Below are 20945 nucleotides of genomic sequence, written 5' to 3'. Positions count from 1 at the left end.
ATTTGACGGAGGCAGTGATTCACAGGCAAGAGTTGAACGCCGGCAATTCAACAATCAAATGGTGGGATATTGGGGTGGAAGGAGCGCTGTCTCTCAATTGCCTGCTGAAGGCGATCATCCGGAGAGATGCGCTGGACCAATCCGCCCGGGAAAGTTTGGTGCAGGCCTTTCTGCAGAGACTGGAATCCAGCGGAATCGACATGGCATCCGGAGAGATCAATTTCAGAGCGGCCCGGCAGATCATGCGGACGTTAGGTATTCCCGAACATGGCCTTTATGCTGTCAAGACCCGTCCGGGGCACTGGCACGTCGAGGCCGAACCGCTGCCGGGATATCGGCCGTTGGAGGAGATCGGAGACGAGGAGATAGCTCCCGAAGACATGGTCGGCGCCAGACATCCTGAAAAGGATATCCGCGAATTCCTGGCCCGCGTCCCGTCTGCGGAGCCGATGCTTTTACCGATCCGTCAGGATTTGGAAAGGGAGATCCTGCAGAACGTCTATGAGGCCATGAAGCGCCGCGACCGGGGCGCGTCCGTTTGGCAGGACCGGGTGACGCGGCAGATGGCGACAACGAATGACCGTGTTGCGGCTTTTGCCACACAGGCGCAGGGCCGGTCCTTTATGGTCCTCACCGGTCAGCGGAGTTTCAGCAACGAGCCGTCGTTCGGCAGCGTGTTGCCTTCGGAAATGCAGTCGCTTCTTAACAGTGATAATGCCTCGCAAGGCCGGGCGGAGCAATTCCGGGTCATGAACGTTGGACGCGGCTGGGAACATCAGGTGCATGCCCGGGGGAGTCTCATCGCAAACGGCTTGCCGTTTATCTTGGGAGCCGGTGAAGTCCAGATCCTTGAGCTTGCGGACAGCGCGGAATTCGAGCAAGCGAAAGAAACAGCTCGGCAGCAGGGCGGGATTGAGCGGATTGCCGGGGATTCGCGCATTTACGAAGGCGAAGCCCTGCGCTATTTTGTCAGGCAGCGCGGGGACCTGGTGATTCTGGCGGCAAGGCAGGACACATTATCAAAGATTCAGCAGCAAGTTCTGCAGAGCCCGCAGGAGGAGCCCGCCGTGGAAGTGACGGCTGAACTCTTGGCGCGCGCCCATGCGGAAGGGGCCACATGGCCGGTCGCCGTGAACAACGGCCAGGTGAGGGCTTTTGTTACCACGGTCAACGGCAAATCGTTTGTCGTGCTGAAAGCGCGGGAAGACGGGGAAGACCACACCCGGGGCGTTGTGACTCCAGCGGGAGTCCAGATGGTCCTTGGACAAAAGGACGCCCGCCATGTCCCGGCCCGGACGATGTCCGTGGTCGACGCCGGACAGGGCGTTGTTTATGGAGAGCATGAAACCGGGAAGCTTTTTGCCGAAGGCCTGCCGTTTGAGCTGCGCAAAGGGCAGGAGCAGGTCCTTGTTCTCCAGGATCATCTTGTCGTCGCCCTGGAAGGCGCCGTGGCCCTGCTGGAGCATCAAGATTCCAACGAGATGCTTCGCTACGGCGTTCTGGTTCTTGCGGAGAAAATCCGCGACTGGAAGGTCAGGCCGGATCAGCCCAATCTCGAGGACGGTCTCCAGCTCTACCAGGAGTTGTATTCCAAACGGCGGGATTACGTTGAAAAAGATAAATACCGTTTCTCCCGGCCGGTGCACCGGGAAGACCGGGAAATTCCTCTGGGGGTGTTTACCGTCGGGGGGCCGGGCGACGTCATCCAAGAGAGCGGCGCCATCGATTGCGTTTATTGCGTGTTGTGGGATCAGTCCCGTAAAGAGGCGGCGGTTTATTACGTCATGCCTTTGGTCATGCCGGATCCCAAAGCCGCGGCCACGATTTTGGCCGGGGCGCTTTCGGATGTGTTCATCGGCATGGGGGTGGATCCTTTTAACCGGCAAAAGATCGGCGAAAACATCCGGGCGGCGATTCTTCACGGGAACCAGAATTATAATGGTTTCATCCCTTCGACTGAAACGGCAAAGGTCTTATTCCTCGCTTTGAAGGCTGTGGGCGTTGAGCATATCCTCAAGGATATGGACGAGGCCTGGCTGGCCCGTCCCATTTATATGTTTGCCGATCATGGCGTGGTCGTGAGCGCTGAAGGGGAACAGGTTTTGAGGGCCGCCGATTTGAACCAGGTTCCCGGCAGGATCGTGGGCCGTGAACCCGCCCCGGGTGCCGGGGCGGCCATGATCCCGGCGCTGACGCGGTGGCTACGCAAGGCCGAGCAGAAACCCGCCTGGCGGAGGCTGGGCTTCACGGTGCGCAACCAGGGGATCATCGAGCAGGTGATGTTCTGGGCATTGAGTTTGGCCGGCGTGGTGGTGCTTGGAGGGTTGTTGGCCGGCCATATCATCGGCTGGCCGGTGTTCACGGCTGGATATGCAGTCTGGAGCGCAATCGTCTGGGGCGCGTTTATTCCCTTGCACGTAGACATGAACAAAGGGCCGCCGGCGGCCGTGGCGGGGATGAATTTTGCCGCGATCGTCCTGCTGGCTTTTCTGAAATTTTCCCTCCCCGTGTTGTTGCTTGTCGGTCTCGGATTATTCCTGTTCACGACATTTGTCCATCAAGAATATTTCACGGCCCCCGGCCGCTCGCTGTCCATCCCGGAACCCGTTAAGAAGTATTTCTGGGTCCTGGCGGCGTTTGTCATGGCCAACCTCGTCGGGCTTTCCTCGCCGATCGCCAGCCAGGTCCTGCACGTCCAGCAGGCCAATCCGATCGGCTATCTGATCACCTTTTTCCCGATGGCCACGATCTTCATGTTCGGACTTCTGGTTCTGCAGGTGGCCCTCGGTCACAGGTTCGGCAAAAAGCAGACCTGGAGCCGGGTCGGGTCCCTGACAACCAGCGAATGGCAGACCCTGCGCGCTTCAAGCCGGCTGGAGATATTCCTGATTGTCATCAACGCGCTGATCAGCCAGTTCATCAACACGATCTTTTTCGTCTACACCCTCGGCGTCGTTCTTCCGCAAGTTTATGCCGCGATTAACACCACCGGTTTCATCGTTGGACTGGCGATCGGGGCGCTGTTGTTCGGCACCTGGGGGAAGATCGCCAGGGAGAAATTTAACCGGCACCACCTGTTCGGTATGCTGATCGGAGGGGCGGTCGTGGTGTTGACCCTGCTGGATATGGGGCTCGCGATGGGGACAGGATCCGGCCTTTTGTCCGCCGTCATGGCCGGATTCCATAGTCCGCGGATTTCCCTGGCGTTGTTCCTGGCCGGGCTCGTGATCGTTCAGAGCATTATCCAGAAAACGGTCATTGATGTTTTGAACACTGACGCCCAGCGCAAGGACGACTTGTCCCTGATCATGACGAAATACGGTTATATTTTCGGCGTGGCGGCGCACTGGGTCGTCTTTTTGACCCTGCGCGGAGTGGACCAGGCGGGGGCGTCGCAAGTTCTCCCCGGGTTTCTCGCGGTCATGGCGCATGACGCCGGACGGCTGCCCTGGACGGAGATCGGACAGAACCTTTTGAACCCCTGGCTGTGGGGCCTCGCGCTGATCTTTGCCACGGTCTGGCTCATTGCGTACCGGTTGTATCAGCATTTGCCTTACTGGACGATCACGATCATCCGTTCCACCACGTCCTTCTGGGCGATCGTCTGGTCGGTGAGCATCCTGGGGTCTCATCCGACGGTTCTGCAGGTCATCGCTTCGCTGCTTTTGATGGCGGGCGCCGTGATCATGGTGTGGCGCACGATCGTCAACGGCCGCAACGGTCCGCGGCCCGTTGAGCGGGAGCCCGGGATCGTTCCCAACGGCGTGAACGGGGTGTCCAACGGCAACGGGATGAAGAAGAGATCGGGACTTATGATGACGATGCTCAACGCGACTTTTCGGCCGTTCGTGAGATGGCTGATCAGGACGTCGTTCAATTCCAGAATGTTCAAATCCGACTCGAGAAAAGCCAAGGCGGTCAAGCGCGTCACCTATGCGTCTCTTTCCCTGGTCAGGGCCGCCAGGAACTTTGTGAACCACGATATCCAGGCGAGGGATTTCGCCGCCCGGTACAATGTGTTTCCTCCTGAAATCGAGACGCAGCTGGCCGCTCCCGGCCGTTCTATCGTGATCGTCGCGATCGGAGAAGGAGAGGTGATCAATGCGGTCAAATTGAGCCGTGAGCTGCGGAAGATCACGCCCGATAAGATTGTGCTGATTACATTTTTCCCGGCCAAGGTCAGGTCGCTTCCCATCATGAAGGACAGCGGGTTGATCGTTTTGCCGTACCCGGCGGAGCTGCGCTATTTCATTGACCGGTGGCTCAAAATGGTGCGCCCGCGCCTGATTATCCTGCAGGAGATTTTCAGCCGGACAAGCCCTTATCTTCTGAAAAAAGCGAAGACGGACTATCGGGCCGGCATCCTGTTGATCAATTCTTACCGGACCGAGGACGCGGAACACCAGGGACTGATCGGCCTTCATGGTCTTGAGGACCGATTTTTCGGGAAAGAGAAGATCGCGCTGATCGACGAGTTCGGCGTGGTATCCTCGGAGGCCAGCGAATATTTTGTCCATCAGGGCGTGTCTCCGGAAAGGATATCCGTCATCCACAATATAAAGTTCGACGCGGCGGACGTGGTGGTGACCGATCAGGAAAAGGCGGACATCCGGAGATCATTGGGGATCGGGCCGGAAGATCCTGTGGTGGTTTTCGGCAGCGTGCGCGCGGGCGAGGAAGCCATCCTGACCGCTGCGTATCAGGCTTTGATTCGCCAGCCTGGTCTGGAGCGCACGAGATTGATCTTCGCCCCGCGCATGATGCTGAACGCGGCCGCCTTCGGAGGTTATCTGGCCAGGAAGGGGTTGAGCGTCTCCAAGCGTTCGGCCGGCCCTAACGGGCATTCCCAGGTGATCCTGCTGGACACGATGGGAGAACTGCGGAAAATTTACTGCGTCGCGGATGTCGTGGTCGTCGCCGGCAGTTTTATTCCCGAGCGCGGCGGGCATAATCCGATGGAGCCGGCGAATTTTGGAAAACCCGTCATTGTCGGGCCCTATACGGCCGATTTTGCGGATGTCATCGCCATCTTCAAGGAAAAGGACGCGATCCTCCAACTGGCGTCTCCGGACAATTTGACGGACGAACTGATCCGGCTGATGAAAGACAAGGAAGCCGCCCGGGCCTTGGGCGAACGCGCCCGCCGGGTCATGGACGAACATCGGGGGTCTGTGCAGAAGTATGTTGAAATGGCGCAACGGCATCTCAATGGAAAGGAAGAGGACCACCCCATCCGTTCGGCCGCCATGTATCAACAGATCCTTCTGGCCGTCGGTCATGGACAGTTTGAGCTGGCCCGCGCTTACGGGGTGGTGTTCCATGCGCTGAGAATCCTGGAAGGTTCGGGACAGATCAACGGCCCGCCCGGATTTGAAAATGTCGTCGCGTATCACACCTCCGACGGCGCGGTCCACTACAACCTGACCCGCGAACAAGCCCGGCCGATTTTGCATGCCGCCGGATTCAGCGACGAACAAATTGATTTTGTCTTTGACCAGATCGAGATCCATGAAAATCAGCCCACCGAGCGCCTCGCCATCCGCGCCCAGACCCGGGTCATCGATGAATGGCTTTCTTTAAATAACGGCCGCTTTCCATATCCATTCCATCCCGCTCCGCTGAAGACGCGTCAGCCCGCAGAGAACCGTATTCTTTGGGAAGTCCCGCTGGGCCTGAAGCCGGAAGACCGGGACATGATCGCCCAAGCCATAGCCAGAGGAGAGACCGATGCCGAAGTGTCCATGGCCAACCAGCTGATGGGCGAACGATTCCGCGGCGTGCTGGGCGCCATTGCGGAGTGTTTTACACGCTTGGAATCCCTGACGGACCCGGCCGCCGCCAATGTCCCGCTCGATATCCGTGAATGGCGCAATGATCTCCGGGTCGTCGAAATGGCGCCCGATTTTTGCGCAGCGGCGTTTCACGCCGTGATGATGCGAAACTCGCTGATCCAACTACCTGTGGCCATGGCCTCCGCCGCAACGATGCGGGAGTTCGGGTTCCCCGATGAGCATAAACTCACGGTCATTAAACTGCTGTCCTTAATTGCCGTGCACCTTGCCGAATTGGGCGGTTCTTCCCGGGGGCCTTTGCAAAAAGCGTCGTGGCAGGAAACAGAGAGATTGCAAGCGGCGGGTCCGGATGGGCCGGCTGCAGAGCTGGAGACATTCCGCCAGCCGCCATGGTCTGTTGAAAAACGCGCAGACGGCGTATTTGCGCGTATCCACCGGGGGCAGGGACATGACGATCTGGCGTCTCTTGGGGCCGTCGTCCTCGAAAACGGGAAAATCATGGTCCGCGCCAGCGTCAATTTCGGTTGTGCAGGCGGGAAATGCGATGACCATGCCGGCCGGACATTGGTTTTGGCCTGGGAGCCGGGCGAGCGGGTATTGAAATTCTGGGCGCTTCCTTATGTGATGTCGTCCTGGGGAGAAGTTCCGGTCGCCGTGATCCCGTGCGCGTCCTGCCCTGTTGTTACTTTTCAGGAAAAGGAAGAATCGGGAATCACCGCCCTGACCGTTATTTTGGCGGATGACATCTATGAAGCGTTGAAACCTGCCCTGATGTCTTCGGCAAGCTGGCAGGACAGCCCCGCGCATTTTGCCAGGTCGGGGTTGGGGTTAAGAATCGGTTCCGCCCGGCAATTCTTTAGGGACAATCTGATCGAGGCTATGAGTGGAAAACAAGTGGCCTGGAAAGATCCCGGCGAGCAGAATGTTTCGGCGTCATCGCGAGAGATTCGTTTGGACGCAACGCCGTTGCCCGCGGAAGGGTCCCAATGGATGGCCCCGCCGCGCAACGCCATGCTTCCCGCCACGGTGAAAATCCATGTGTTTCCTTCCGAACAGGAACTGGCGTCCTATCCGGATTTGTCGAAGCTTTACGATTGCTCGCTGGGCAAGATTTCTCTCGAGGGAACGTTCGGCCAGTTGTCGGGCGGGTTTTTCCGGACGGCGGACGGGAGGATCGTGTTTCTTGTGAGCGTCATCCAGACCGGAGACGGCTGGAGCAGCCTGCCGAACGCAATACAGAACCGGTACGATGCCAGACGCAACGCGAGCCGACGGCCGGAAGGTTACCGGTACAGCTGGTATGGCAACGCGATTGCCACGCTTGAGAAGGAGTTGGAAACTCTGGGTATCCCTGTGCTGGCCATTCTGTCCAGCAGGGGAGTGAAGGATATTAGAAGAATCAGCGGGATCAGCGTCAATGATCATATCGTTGACAAATTGTACGGTAAGCCGGGCGCCGATTATCAACCGCAAGATCTTGAACTCGAAGCCAACGGCGTGCCGTTCCTGCTCCATGGCTGGGTCAAAGAGTTGGGCAGACAGGGAGATGGTGGAACAGGGTCAGCCGGCTTTTTAGGCAATATGAACGACCGTCTGCGCCGGGAAGCGGCCAGGATGGCGGACGCCGGGACGTGGGAACAGGACAGCCCCGGCCCTTCTGAAATAGAAGAGAGGAGGCCGGGACGTCACGGACTTTATCTCGAAGATTTGGAGGAAAGTCCGCTCCGCAGACTGAGCGGGGCCCTTGTGGACTTCCAGGGACAGCCGGTGGCGTTCCGGATTTTCACGCAGCCCATAACGCGGGCTCCGCCCGAAGGATTCGTCTGGGCCCGTTACGAAGGGGACACGCTGGTTGTTTATTTTTCATCCCGCCTGATCGTTGAGAGACTTTTGTCCGCCTTCCCCTCAGACCTCGCCGATGCGTTAAACGCCATTGTTTTCCATGAGAGCCGTGAATTGCAGCTGATGCAGACGATGAGCCCCGCCGCGGCGCACCGGCGATCCGAGCAGGAAACGGCCCGGCAATTCCCGGCCGTGCAGCAGCGGCTGGAGCGGCTGTTTGATCCGCAATGCTGTTTTGCGTCCTTCGATGAATTCGCCCGAAAGTTTGTCATGCGCAACCGTTCTTTCCTGACGCAGGAGAAGGTTGCCAGGATCGTCCGCCAGGAAACGCGGGACTCGCTGTTTGCGGTTGAGCGGTTGATGGAAATCCGCCGCATCCTGGATGAGAGCGGCCGGGCCGATCAACCGGTCCTGATCTGGCAGAATGAACGGACGGGAATTTATTTCCCGGTGATGACGGACCAGGTCCGGCATTGGCTGGGGATCCATGAGGTGATGCCGAATGATTTGGCGGGGGGCTCATGGCCCCGGTCGGCGAGATTTTTGCTGGTGAGAACGAAGCTCCGTTCGGCGGAAGAGATCCATCAGGCCGAAGAAAATCCCGTCACCGACGTTATCTTTCGGTTTTTGAAAAACCGGGAAACAACTTTGGTCATGGTTGACCACAGTTCCGGGGATATGACCAGGGCCCAATATACGGTCGGGGAAATCGCGAAATTCGAGAACATCCCCCTGATTGCGTGGACCCCGTCCGCCACTCCTGTCCAGGCCAGCCGTTTCAGAGGAACTCTCCGCGGGCGGCCCCGGGCGGTTGTGTTGCTCAACCCGAACCATCATCTGGGCGCGAAATCAAATTTTGACGACTTCCGGGAGATGAACGCGTTTTATCCTGCTCAACAGGTCGCCATCGGCCCGAAGGTTTGGAGCGTTCCCGCGGCATTCCGGCGTTTGTTCATTGATCTGACAGAGGAGCGTGTCCGCAGGCTTGTGGCCGCGGGCCCTCAGCATGAGCGAGAGGGCAGGCCGGATCTCACGCGCACGCGCAATGGCGAGGAGCTCGGGCCGTTACAGGAAAAGAAACTGGCGCGGCTCGTGCAGCTTGCTTATGCCGCGAGCTTCGGGTTCCGCGGGCTTGGCTTCCGCCGCGTCGGCATCAGTGATATTCTTCCGGATGAGATTTTCAGACGGCTGGTGTCTGATCCGTCCCTGCGGCCTTACGCGGACGTGGTCAGGAGCCAGGGGCGGATCCGCGCGGGGCCGGCCTGGTTGTTCAGAGTCTTTGACTGGCTTGGCATCGAGCTGTTCGGTTTCAACTGGAACGGATTCGTCGTCCTTAATCCCGATTTTGAGGAACAACTCCCCGCCACCGTTATCCATGAGATCGCCGCCATCGCCGGCAAGTCCCACCGGTCGGCGGAACGCATCGCATGGAAAATCCTTCTTTCCATCGACCTCCCCGATCTGCCGGGCGTCATTTCTTATGAAAACTTAAGCAAGACGACGCAATTGGTGGAGTCGGTCTCGGGCATCCGCTTCACCTGCGGGGAAAATCCCGCCGTTCCCGACGAAGCCAAGGCCGTGGCCCTCGCTTACGGCTATGAATTCGGCCGGAACGTCTTTCGCCGCTGGGGGACGGACAAACAATTGTTCCGGTTCGTCCTGGGCCGTGACGGGCGCTTCACCGGCAAGGCGATCAAGCGGATCCAGGTCCTCGGCCTGCTGATGGCGGCCCAGGATATGGGGATGGCCTTGGACCGCATTGAGCTTCTGGACATCGGCGTGGCCACGGCACCGATGGTGGAATCTGCGGTCCGGACCTTTGAGGCGGACGGCGGGATCATGGTGACCGCGTCGCACAATCCTTTTGAGGACAACGGCTGGAAATTCATGACGGGGAAAAGAGAGCCCGGCGGCGATGTCCTGAACGCCAACGGCGGTATGCTGAGCATGCCCAAAGCCGGCCGGGTCATCGAGAACGCGAAGATCCTCCTGAACGACGGGCCGCGCCTGCGGGGGCTCATCGCCCGGTTAAACGGGGACCCGGCCGTTTTTGAAAAGATGCTGGACGGCACCGCCTTTGCCCGGGTCCGGTACCTTTATGAACGTGTTCTCGACGATTACCTGCGGTTCATCATGGCGTCCTTCGGGATCACGGAGAGGGACCTCCCGGCCCTGCGCAAAAGAAATCAGAAGATCCTCATGGCCATCGATCCCAACGGCGGAGCGGCCTGCGGCTGCGCGGCGGATGTCTTGAGATTTTTTGGGTTCCGCGTCAGGGAGATCAATTCCCGGCGGGGGACGGCGGCCCACCGGGTGGAGCCCAAGGACGAGGCCCTTGAGGACATCACGGCCTTTATGCTCCGCGCCGGCGCCGACCTGGGCGGCGTCTTCGACGGAGACGCCGACAGGATGGTCCTGAAATACCGTAACGGCCTGACGGAAGTCGTGGATATCAGCCATCAGAAGGTCGCGTATCTCAACGTGGCCGGGATGCTCGCCTGGGTGATGTCGCACCGCGGTCGCTTCCCCGAGGCCGGAAATTCCCGCTGGGGCGTCGTGATCAACGACGAAACCAGCGGCCAGATCGCCGAGTTCTGCCATATCCTGACCCAGCGCAACGGCAGCGGCGTGGGCGTCCGGGTGTTCGAAGCCGAGATCGGGGAGATCAATGTCGTCACCCGGATGCACGAGCTTGAGACGGCCGGCGACGAACAGGGGGAAAGATATTTCGTTCCCGTCGGCGTGGAAGGGCCGAACGCGGGGACCGTCCTGAAGGGCGGCGAGGTCCGTGACGGTGTCATGACCATGCTTCTATCCGGCCTGCTGCTTTCTCACCCGGAAGTCATGGCAAGGTTAAGGGCCGCCTGCCCGGACCAGAAGGCCGCGCGGAAAGCCCGGACGCTGCCCGATATCCTGGAACTGCTTCCGCAGAATACGACGTACCAGAACAATTTTGAATTGCAGGACGGCCGCGAAATGTCCCAGCAGGCTCTGGCCGCCTTGCTGAAACGTGATTTCGAGAGTTCATTGGCCGAAGACGCGCAAGCCCCGCAGAAGGCCTTGAGACTGGCCGGGGGCCATGCCGACGAGGCCTTCCCGTCGCACAGCTACTGGATCGGGAGCCGGGTTTTTAAAATCACCCTGCGGGACCGGCAGAACCGCTCCCATTTTATCGCCTTCGCTCTGTCGGGGACGGAAAAAGGCATGATCCGGTTCTTCGTGGATTCGCCGGACGAGGGGACAGCCGGCCGCCTGCTGGCTTTTCAGCAGGAGCTGTTCCGTAAGGCCACCGGGCACGACATCACCCTGAAGAAGGCGGAATACGCCCCGCCGGACCTCCACCGCCGGGAATTTTTCAGGCGGTTGGCGCGCGTTGTCGTTGTCACGGTCTTGCTGGCCGCTGTCCTTGTGGCGATGTTTGAACTCGGGTGGTTCGCCGCCTATTTCGCCCTGAAAAAAGCGGCGCTGGCGTCGGGGCTGTTGTTTTATGCCAAAACCGCCGTCCTCGACGTGTTGACCGGCATGGTTTCCTGGCTGATCGCCGACGGGCTGGTCCAGTATCTGTTCCAGGGGCGTTACAAGTTCCGGGCGAGCCAGCTGTGGATCGTGGCCATATTCTGCGGCTTCGGCCAGATGGGGACCCACATGCTTTACAACGGGCTGGAATTGCTGCCGAAAGCATTTCCCTGGTTCCCGCAGCTTCCCGGCTGGCTGAGATATTTCCTGAAGTTCAACGTGATCATCGCCGCCGGCACGGTCATCACGGCCGTCAACTGGGTGGTCATGACCGCGGCCAGAAAAATTTCCAAAGCTCCCGGCTATCGATGGGAAAGGGAAAAGGAGAAGTTCTTCGACCTGCTGTTGTTCAAGGTCATGTGGGCGGGCTCGAAGGCCGCCGCCATCCTTGCGGCCGTCGCCCCGATTTACCGGGTGCCGGCGGAACAGCTCTGCGACGTCGAAAGCGCGCCGCTGTCGGCCTATATCGTGAACCGTCACAAACCGCTGTTGCCGTCCCGTTGGTACCGGCCCCTGCACTGGATCTTTGCGCATAAGCCGGCGTTTCTTGCCATTGTGTTCGCCGCCGGGGTCGTTTATTTCGGTCTGCTCTGGGGCCTGGTCCAGTTGTACGTGCCGGGTGCGGCGCTGTTCGGTGCCGCGGGAGTGAAATACCTTTGGCAGGGATCGCTGTTGATCCTGGCGTTCGGCCTTTTGGGGATGTGCGCGGCGTCTCCGGCTTCGATTCCGAAACAATCATTTGAAGAGGCATACGCGGTTGTCAGTAAATATGTCCGCAAGACGCCGCTGCAGCGGTTGAGCCGTTTCAGCGAAACGACCGGCAAGACGGTGTTCTTGAAAGACGATTCCCGGCAGGTCGGAGGATCGTTCAAGGCGCGCGGCGTGTATTGGGTCGTCTACCGGACGATCATGAGCGTGGTCAAAGACCCTGTGAACGGCCGCCGGATCCTGAACCAGGGGCTCTCCATCGTCAGCCAGTCCACGGGTAACCACGGGATCGCCATGATCCGGGCGGTGACACATTTGATCAAAGTCCTTTCTGAACAATACCGTGATGACCCTGAGCTTGTCGCGGGTATCCGGAGGATCCAGCCGGTGCTGTTCGCCATTCAGGATGTTTGCAACGTGAAGTGGCGCGATATCCGGACGGCCTTGCAGGAGTACCGGGACACCGTGGGGGATGAAACGCGAGGGATGATTGTAAACTCCTTCCCGGATTACGACGCCGCCATTCGAGCACGGGAGGCCTTTATGGCGGAGCATGGGGAAACAGCCCGCTACATCACGCACGGCGGGGTGGACATCATGACCGGTCACGGCAGCGCGGGGATTGAAATCAACGAGCAGTTAACCGCCGCGGGTATCGATGAAAGCAAGAAAGTTGTTCTGGTGATTCCGGCGGGCGCCGGCGGACCGATCGGCATCGGCGCGGCGCTCAAGGCGTTCCGCAAGAACGTGACGGTCGTCATGGTCCAGCCGCACCGCTGGAACGCCTTTGTCCGCACCCTGCGCGACGGGGTCATGCGTAAGAACGGCGACGGGTTGGCCGTGATCCCGGCCGAAGATTTAACCGTGCCGATGGAGTTCACCTCGGGCGTTGCCACCGACGGCCCCGAGGGCGAAGAAGCGGTTGCTTATGCCAGGGCGTATGTGGATGCCGCGGTCAGCGTGAGCGAGCGTCACGCCTATGATGTCGCGGCGCAGATGCTGTATCAAGATCTGGCGGAGAGCGGGGATGATGTGAAAGTCGGAGGCACGACCGCGATCACGGCTGAGGCGCTGTTGTCATTTGGGCAGGGTGTTCCCGCGTTGCGTGATGCCGATGCCGTGGTCCTGTTCGCCACGGAAGGCAATATGTCCCCGGCGCTCACCGATCGTCTGAAGCCGTCACCGGCCGTTGATCCCAGGCATGTGATTGAACTGCCGGAACTTCCTCCGATCCCGGGCGTCGTCATTGAACAAAGGCATTATGAGATGAAAACGGTCCGGGCGACGATCCAGCCCGTGATCAAGGTTGCGATCAACGGCAACGCATATTTGATTGGTAACGGCTATTATCTCGTCATCACGCTGGCCAACGGTAAAAAGATTTACTGGGCCGGAGAGCACAACCTCTCTTACGCCTTTTTCTTTGAGCATTATCGCGACAAAGTCAACGAGATGATTGCGCGGGGCGGGGTGGTCTGGCGGCATCTGGACGCCCATGAAGACCTGGGGGAATACGAGTATCTGCCCCGGCCGCAAACGTTCCCGGTTTTGGACTGGCGCCGGGAGATCGAGCGCGGCGTCAACGGTTTGGCCTGCGGGAATTACCTGGGCCATCTGGCGCTCAATACGATGATTGCCAAACGGCTCCAGAGGATTCGTGCCATGCAGAGAACCGGCATGACGATCCATGACCTGGGCATGTCCGTCGAGGAGTACGGCCTGGAAGAGCTGGCCGGCCAGGACATCCGGGGCGGGGTTTTTGATCTGGATATCGATCTGGTGACGGACGAAAATCGAGACCAGGGCTTCCCGATGTCCCTGGCGGCGTTTGAGCGGGAGAAGTCTCATCTTGTTTCCGTGGCCGAGCGTAGCGACGTGTGTTTCCTGCTCAACAGCTCGGAACACGAAGTCGCGGAAGGCGGGGGGATGGGGATATACCTCTTTATTGATCCGCGATTGGCCGTCAGATTCAATGCCGAGATCATCCGTGATCTTGCAGAAAAGACGCGGGGCAGCCGGTCACCGGTTGTTTTGTCCGACGCGTCGGTTCCGCCTGCTATGCTCCCGTTCTGGGCATGGTTGTACGGGCCGTTGTCGAAAGTTTATCTTGGCTGGCTGGTGGCGTTGATTTTAGCGCCGGTTTTTGAGGAAATAGGATCATGGCTGTCCGGCTGGACAGATAACGAGTTTGTGTGGCGGCATGGATGGGTCTTTGATATTAAGGAAGGACAATGGCGGCTGGCGACCCCGGAGGACCGGATCGCGCTCTTTGCCTTCCGCGCCCGGCGCAACGCCGCGTACCGGAAGTTCTGGCTGTTCGGCGCCGTGGGAGCGCATATCCGGCACAACTGGAAAATTTATCGCGCAAAGAAAGGCGTTTTCGCCATGGCCCGGCAAAAAGATCCTTTCCGGGAACATCAAGAACGCTACGAGCATCACCTGGCGGATATTGAGCGCAGGGGCGGCCGGCAGAACATTAACCGGCTGGTTGATCTACTGAATCTGGCCCGGATCTATCTTGAGAGGAACCAGACAATCAAGGGGGTCCGTGACCTCGACGTCAGTTGGCGGCATGTTCAAGAGGCGTTGCGATTGATCAAGTATCACGAAGATCGCCTGACATTCCCGGCCAATCGCGAAGGCGATAAGCGCACGGCATATCTTCTCGAGGCCGGTATTCTGGCCAAATCAGGCAAGAGGGAAGACCGTGTCGATGCCATCAAAATCCTGGTTGCTGACCCTGAGCGTGAACCGTTAAAACTCAATGTGAATCCATTTTACGGCCGGACTTACGGCGAACAGGCCCGCAACCTGTTGGCGGATATCATCCTGAGCTTGGGGTTAGACGTCGAGGCGCAGCTGGTCCGCGAAGGTGAGCAGGACATCGAGCTCCCGGCCTTGCCGGATGCTGCCCCGCCGGCCCTTCCGGGTTCCCCGGCGGCCGGTCCGCAGCCTCCTGTGGCTGGTCATGAGGGCGAAACGGTCCGTGGAGAAACCGGCGCGGGGCAGCGCAATGCTTCAGATCCTTCCTCGTCCGATTCCGGCGGAGAAGCCGGAGACGCCCTGCCGAAATTTGTCGAGCAAGCCGCGGCCCTTGATCAAGGCTGGCTGGAGTTCAGCGCGGAGGGATTGCCGGCCGTGATCGACGGCAATATCCCCGAAGGCCTGATCGGCCGGAGGGTCCTTTGCGGCAAAATCAGCGGAAATCATCCGGCCAGGATCGTTTGGGAACGTTTTGCAGAGTTTGATTTTTGGATCCCTGTGACCGTGAACATCTCCGGCCGCGGGGTCGAGAAGAAGGTCAGCCTTGTCTTTGACACCGGGCGCCGGGTGGTCGACGCTGATGTCACGAGGACCCAAGAGCGCTTGTTGGAATTGATCAAAGAGAAAGGCGCTGTCGCGGTCTGTTCCAAGGTGCCGGCGGCGGGGCATCTGGTGGTCGCGTCGTATCGGCCGGAGGGCGGGCGGCGGCTGGGGAAATTCTTTTTGCCGGGCAAGGGCGGGGCCTTGAGCTGGGCGTCTGTCAACGCCGCGGGCCTTGTGACAGAACTGATGTTCGCGGGAGACCCCGCGCCCTTGAAAACGCAGATGGCGGTCATGAAGGGCGGGGACGGCGCTGTCCAAAAATGGATCGAATCGCACCTGGTATTCCCGGTCGAGAGTTTGGGCGAGATTTTCCGTGAGGAAGGGTATTTTTGGCTGGCGGGATTTGAAGCCGTCAAACTCAAAGGGAAAGGCGCGCGAACGGCGGCCGTCCATATCGGCAAATGGCAGGGGGAAGGCGAAACGCCCGAGGAGAATGATTTCCGGCGTCAGCAATTTTACATCCCGATGGCTTACGCGGGGCGGCCGGTGGAATTGTTGATCGGCGACGACGGCATCCCCGTGTTTATGGCGGCCCAGGGGGACGGGACGGATGCCTTGCCGGATCTCCGGTATTTCCTGAAACGGCTGGAAATCCGTTCTCCCTCCGGCGAGATGATCCGCGTCCTGGGATCGTATTACGTGGATTTCCGGAGCGACGCGCTGGCATTTGCGCTGGCCCAGGCCGCGAAGAAAAAAGGAAATCTGGTGATCACGCGCCTGAAGCCCGCGTATGTCCATAACGAGGGAGGGGCGCTGTGCTTCTCGCTCGGCGGCCAGCAGATCTACTTCCACTTGGCGTTGAGCCGATACGTTCATTCCCTGGTGCGCGATTTCATGAAAGCAAAAGGCGAAAAATCATCCGCGCTTGCCGGGGAACCCTCATTGAGAGCTGAGGTCGTTTATGGGCCGCAGGGCAAAAACCCCCAGCAAACGTATGCCCCCCTTGAGATACGTCTGGGGTTTTACGCCTCCGATGATCCCCTGAAGCCGCGCGAAGTGATCCGGTTTGAAGTCCTGAAAACGTTCCGTCTGAGACCGATGGCGGGGACGCGGTATGAAGCCGTCAATGATTTCGAAGGGGATGAAAAAAATTTCGATGAAGAGTTGGGGTTTGAGCTCTGGCCGGTGGAGCGGGATGTTTTGGAGGCCCTGCCGTCGCTCACGCTGGGAGAACGGGTCCAGCGGTTGGCGTCGTTGAGGGGGATGAAGGCCGCCGACGTTTGCCGCGCGGGAAAAATCCCGGCGACCTCGTTCTCGCACCTGGTCCGGCGGGACAACTATGAGAAATGCGGACGGAAAAACGCGCTGCCCCGCCTGGTCCAACAGGCTTCGAGAGCCTTGCATGTCGATCCGATTCTGATCCTTTTGGGAAAACCGCTGGCCGGGGCCTTAAAGCCCCTGAATTACGGACAGACGGTTAAGGTCCTGCGGCTCCGGCGCGGATGGCGGCAGGAGGATTTTGCCAGGGAACTGGTCAACGCCGGACTCCCGGCCGCGAACAAGAGGACGCTCAGCGCCGTCATGCAAAGGATCAGCGGCTGGGAATCCGGGAAAAAATCCCTGCACCGCGAGCGGGAGATCATCGCCAAAGTATTGAGGCATATCCCGCAGCCGGAAGCTGTGGATCCTTCTGCCGGCGGGGCTGGTCCTGCGCCGCGGGGCGAAAACAGCGTGGAAGCCAGGATTGAAAAGGCCATGCAGGATCTTCAGGGCATCGGCGGACGGCCGAACCCCATGGAAACCGCGTTGTCTTTGCGGGCGGAATTGGCTCAGCTCAAGAAAGGATGCGAAGACGGGACGCTGAAGGCCCAATTGAGGGAAGTGTGGATTTATTGCACGACAGTCATCCGCAATCAGATGCGGGCTGACCCCGACGGTTGGCGCAAGATCGAGCGCGCGGCTGTTGTCCGGGTGCTGCAGGAGGTCCATGAAAAGCGCCTGGCCGCCGAACGGCTGGGGATCAGTTACCAGGCCCTGTACGACAGAATCCATGACTATGAAATCAGCGAGGATGAATTGAAAACGGAACAACCGTCTTCGGCCGGGCCGGCCATCGTTCCCGTTGGGGTTCCCGCGGCCGGAGGGACGGTTCCCCCGGCGGCTCCGGTTGCGGCGGCGGAAGTTTTGCCATTGCCGCATTCCCAGGATTTGGACCTGTGGCAGCGATTGATTGATATCTCATCGGAAGCCAGGAACCAGGGAGGGACCACGACCAATAAATTGATTGTTGTTCGTCACGAAATCGTCCAGGGACGTCTGCAATGGCCGGAAGCGCAACGCCGGCTCGGTGATTTGAGAAGTAATTCTCCGTTGGCCGGCGCAGGCGCTCAGGAAATCATTGCCCAGCTTCTCTCGGAACAGGAAATTGGGGGAGATGAGGCGGTTCCTGGATCTGCTGATTCTCAGCCGGTGATTGAGGGAAGAGAGTTACCGGGACATCCTGTTGAAGCAACGGCAGCGGAAACGAGGGAGATTGCAAGTGTAGCTGCCGGGCCGGAACCGACAGCCGACAATGTGCCCGCAACACCAGCGGCGTTGGCCACGGTTGGGCCGGCTCCGATTGAGCCGCAAGCCCCAACGGGTCCTCATCAATTCGTCGAAAATCATTTATGGCAGAAGATCATCTGGCTGGCGGAGGCGGTGGGAGCTGACAAACCGCAGGATCTGCTGTTGGGACAGGTGGCGCAGGAGCTCAAGGCGCAGGGCGAACGGACGGTTGACAATTGCCGTGAACTGGCCCTGCACCTGTCGCTCAACATCAAAATTTCAAGTTATGCCCTGACCAATACCGCTGTGATCATGGTGCTGAACGCCGTTCTGACTCCGGATCAGAAAATCGGTTTTGCGGATCAGGTCAGGCCGTTTGCCGATTTCGACGGGCGTTTCAAAGCGCTGGTCCGGCATGCGGCCAAAGAGTTTCTGAAGAATGTGAAGGGTTACGTCCCGTCTCGGCAAAAGACCGCTCGGACAGCTGCCGTCGCGCCGGCTCTTCCTCGTCCCAAGCCGACGCCGGCTGCCCCTGCCGCGCCGCCGGTTCCTGTGGTTATTCCTGCTGCGTCCAGCCGCCCGGTTCCGGCGGTGCAACCTGCCAGGCTGGAGCCGTCGCCGGCGCAAGCCGTGGCCGAACAGAAAAAACGGCTGGATGCCATCCTCGCCGCCTGGCGGAAAGGCGAATCCAGCGATGAGGCTGAACAGAATGTGAAGGAAGAGCAACGGTTGAGGGCAAAAATCGTGGTCGGCCAAAGCGATCTCGTGCAGGTATCCATGGATACGGGCGTTTTGGTCAGGGCGCTGTATAAGTACGCGACCACGGATTTGGCCCAGTTTGCCGGTGAGGACAAAGGCGGCGCGACGGCGGTGAGGGACCTTTTCAAACGCAAGGGACTGGCGGCCCAGGCCGGAGAACTGCAATCGGCCTTGGATAACCCTGTTCAGCCGCCCCCTGCCCAGAAACCTGTCGCGCGTCCGGCTGCCGCGCTGGTCCCTGCCGCGCGGCCGGCGATCCTGCCGTCGGCGCCTGCCCAACCGGCGGTCCCCGTGAAGAAACCGTCTCCCTCGGCCCCGACTCCGGCGTCCGCCGCTCCGCCCGTGCCGGATACATCCGCTGTTGAAGCCGCTCAGCAGAGGTTTATCGAAGCTCTGTTGCAAAACGCGCCTGCGGCTGATGAGGAAGATGACTCGTCGCCTTCGCCCTCGCCGGTCGCCCCAAAATCCGCCAGCGATCAGCTGTTGTTCAGCCAGGATCCCCGCCGTCGCCGGTCGGCTGGAGTTTCGCCTGCCGCTGACGACCATCCCCCCGCCCGCAAAACGAAAGGGGTGGTTTCGGCGTTTGCCGATGATCCGCGCCAGGCGGTCGTCGAACAGGTTTATTCCGGAATTGAGAACTTGGTGGAGACCACCGTTAACCGGCGGATGAAGTTGCTCGGGCATCGCGGTCCCGAGGACCTGCGCGGCGTTTTGATCTATGCGGGGGACACGGCCATGGATAAATTCCTGGAAGAGAATTACAGCAATCCCGGCGAGGACGATCTGATGCCGCTGCTCCGCCGCCACCTGGTCCGGTTAGCCGGCACGAAAGGGATCCAGGCTCCGCGCGTGGTGCTATTCCGTGCCCTGGGAGTCGTTTCCGCGGCCATCGATAAGGCCCTCGCGGAATTGATATCCAGGGGCGAGATCCCAAGCGGCGATTTGCCCCAGGACATGCGGTATCTTCTGAAGGCGGGCGCGGCCATGAAACGGTCAGAGAAAAAACCGCGGGATGAGCAGGATGATGAGGAGGGCGAGGAGGCGGAACATCCGCGCGAGAAAGAAGCGGACGAAGATGAGGATGAGCTGACCCTTCCGGAAACGTACGCGGCGGCGCGATGGATCGGCGGTGTCCTGACGTTCGGCGCGTGGCGGCCATCGAGGCGCTTTATCCAGATCGGGTTCGCGCCGTTCTGGGAAATCCCGGCTTCACTGCGGAGCAATTATCTCAAGCGCCACACCTTTGCCGAGGATAGCGAGGGGTACGATCCGAACCGGATATGGCGGCAGGCGCGGCGCAAGGCTGGCATCCGCTGGATGCGCTGGATGACGTTCGTGGGGTTGGCAACCGGGTTCCTCGTCGCCGTTCTCTTCCCGGTCGGGATGATTTTGAAAATCGTCGTGCCGTTCGCGGCCGCGGCCCTGGGCAACGCCCTGACGCACATGGTTTACAATGTTTTCAACAAACGCGCGCCGTTGACGCTGGGCCGCACGTCGAAGGCGCTGGGTCGCGCGTTGTTGACGTATGCCGGTCTCAATACGCAGAATGATCTGAATCCCCCGGCGCCGCAGCCGGTGGGCTTCCCGCTGGTGCCCTCCGTTGATCTGGATCGCGTAAGATTCGGACCGCCGCCGCGGGCCGGCGTCTTGTGGTATCTTCCCCGCCCCTGGCGGGAACTTTTCTTTCTCACGGGCGTGATGGGATGGATGCTTGCCCAGGCAGCATTTCTCTTTGGAGCAGGACGGCCGGCCTTAGGAATTTATTCCCTGCCGGCCATGAGGATCACTCCCTGGCAAGGGCGAATCCGCTTGACGGCCCTGCCGTGCGAGTTCAAATATACTCCTCTGCAGCCGTTGGGCCTTCCTCCGACGATTTATATGGCCCCGCCGCCGTCGGCCACGGCTTGGGAGCAACTTTATCCTTATGTGATCTGGTATTTGAGAATACCCTGGGAATTACCAGGGAAATTCCTTCCTTTCCCGCTCAAATTGATATTGCTGCCGATTCCTTCTCCTCTGCCCTTGCCGGTTTTGCCGCCGGCCAAATCCCTGTCCTTTGTCCATGCGCACCCGGACGTGACCGTTCAACCGAAGGAATATCCGACGCCGCGGCCCCGGGCCAAAGTCACATTGAAGGTCCGGTCACGCATGCGTGAAAACGCGGCGCGGTCATCGCGCGCGGACTTTTTAGAAAAAGAACGCCTGCAGAGACAAGGGGTCTTTTGGAGCGGCTATTGGCAAAAGGTCTTTTTGCTGGATTGGGTGTTCTGCCGGCTGGGGATGGTCCGTCCGGCGATGCCGGGCCGTGTTGAGCCGGCGCGCCTTGCCGGGGGAGGGCGTTCAGCAGCGCATGAATTGTTTATCGAGGAAGGATTCCTTGACCTCGATGACCGTGGGACGCCCGTGCGGACAAGTGAATGGGTCCCGGCATCGCATCAGCTGTTCACGCTGATACTCGGCCTGTTTCTGATTTAA

Annotated in this window: 1 protein-coding gene (only partly in view); it reads left to right on the top strand. The window is 59.8% G+C overall.

The features are described 5' to 3' along the window. Positions 1–20945, top strand: partial view of a pyridoxal-phosphate dependent enzyme gene (locus tag Q8Q08_00915; protein MDP2652572.1) — the final stretch only. The gene continues 94045 nt to the left of window position 1, outside the view; only the last 20945 of its 114990 coding nucleotides appear in the window; its start codon lies off the left edge, out of view; its stop codon occupies positions 20943–20945.

The sequence above is a fragment of the Candidatus Omnitrophota bacterium genome, from assembly GCA_030688425.1.
Classification (GTDB): Bacteria; Omnitrophota; Gorgyraeia; order Zapsychrales; family JANLHA01; genus JAUYIB01.
This window is presented reverse-complemented; position numbering and strand designations above follow the sequence as displayed.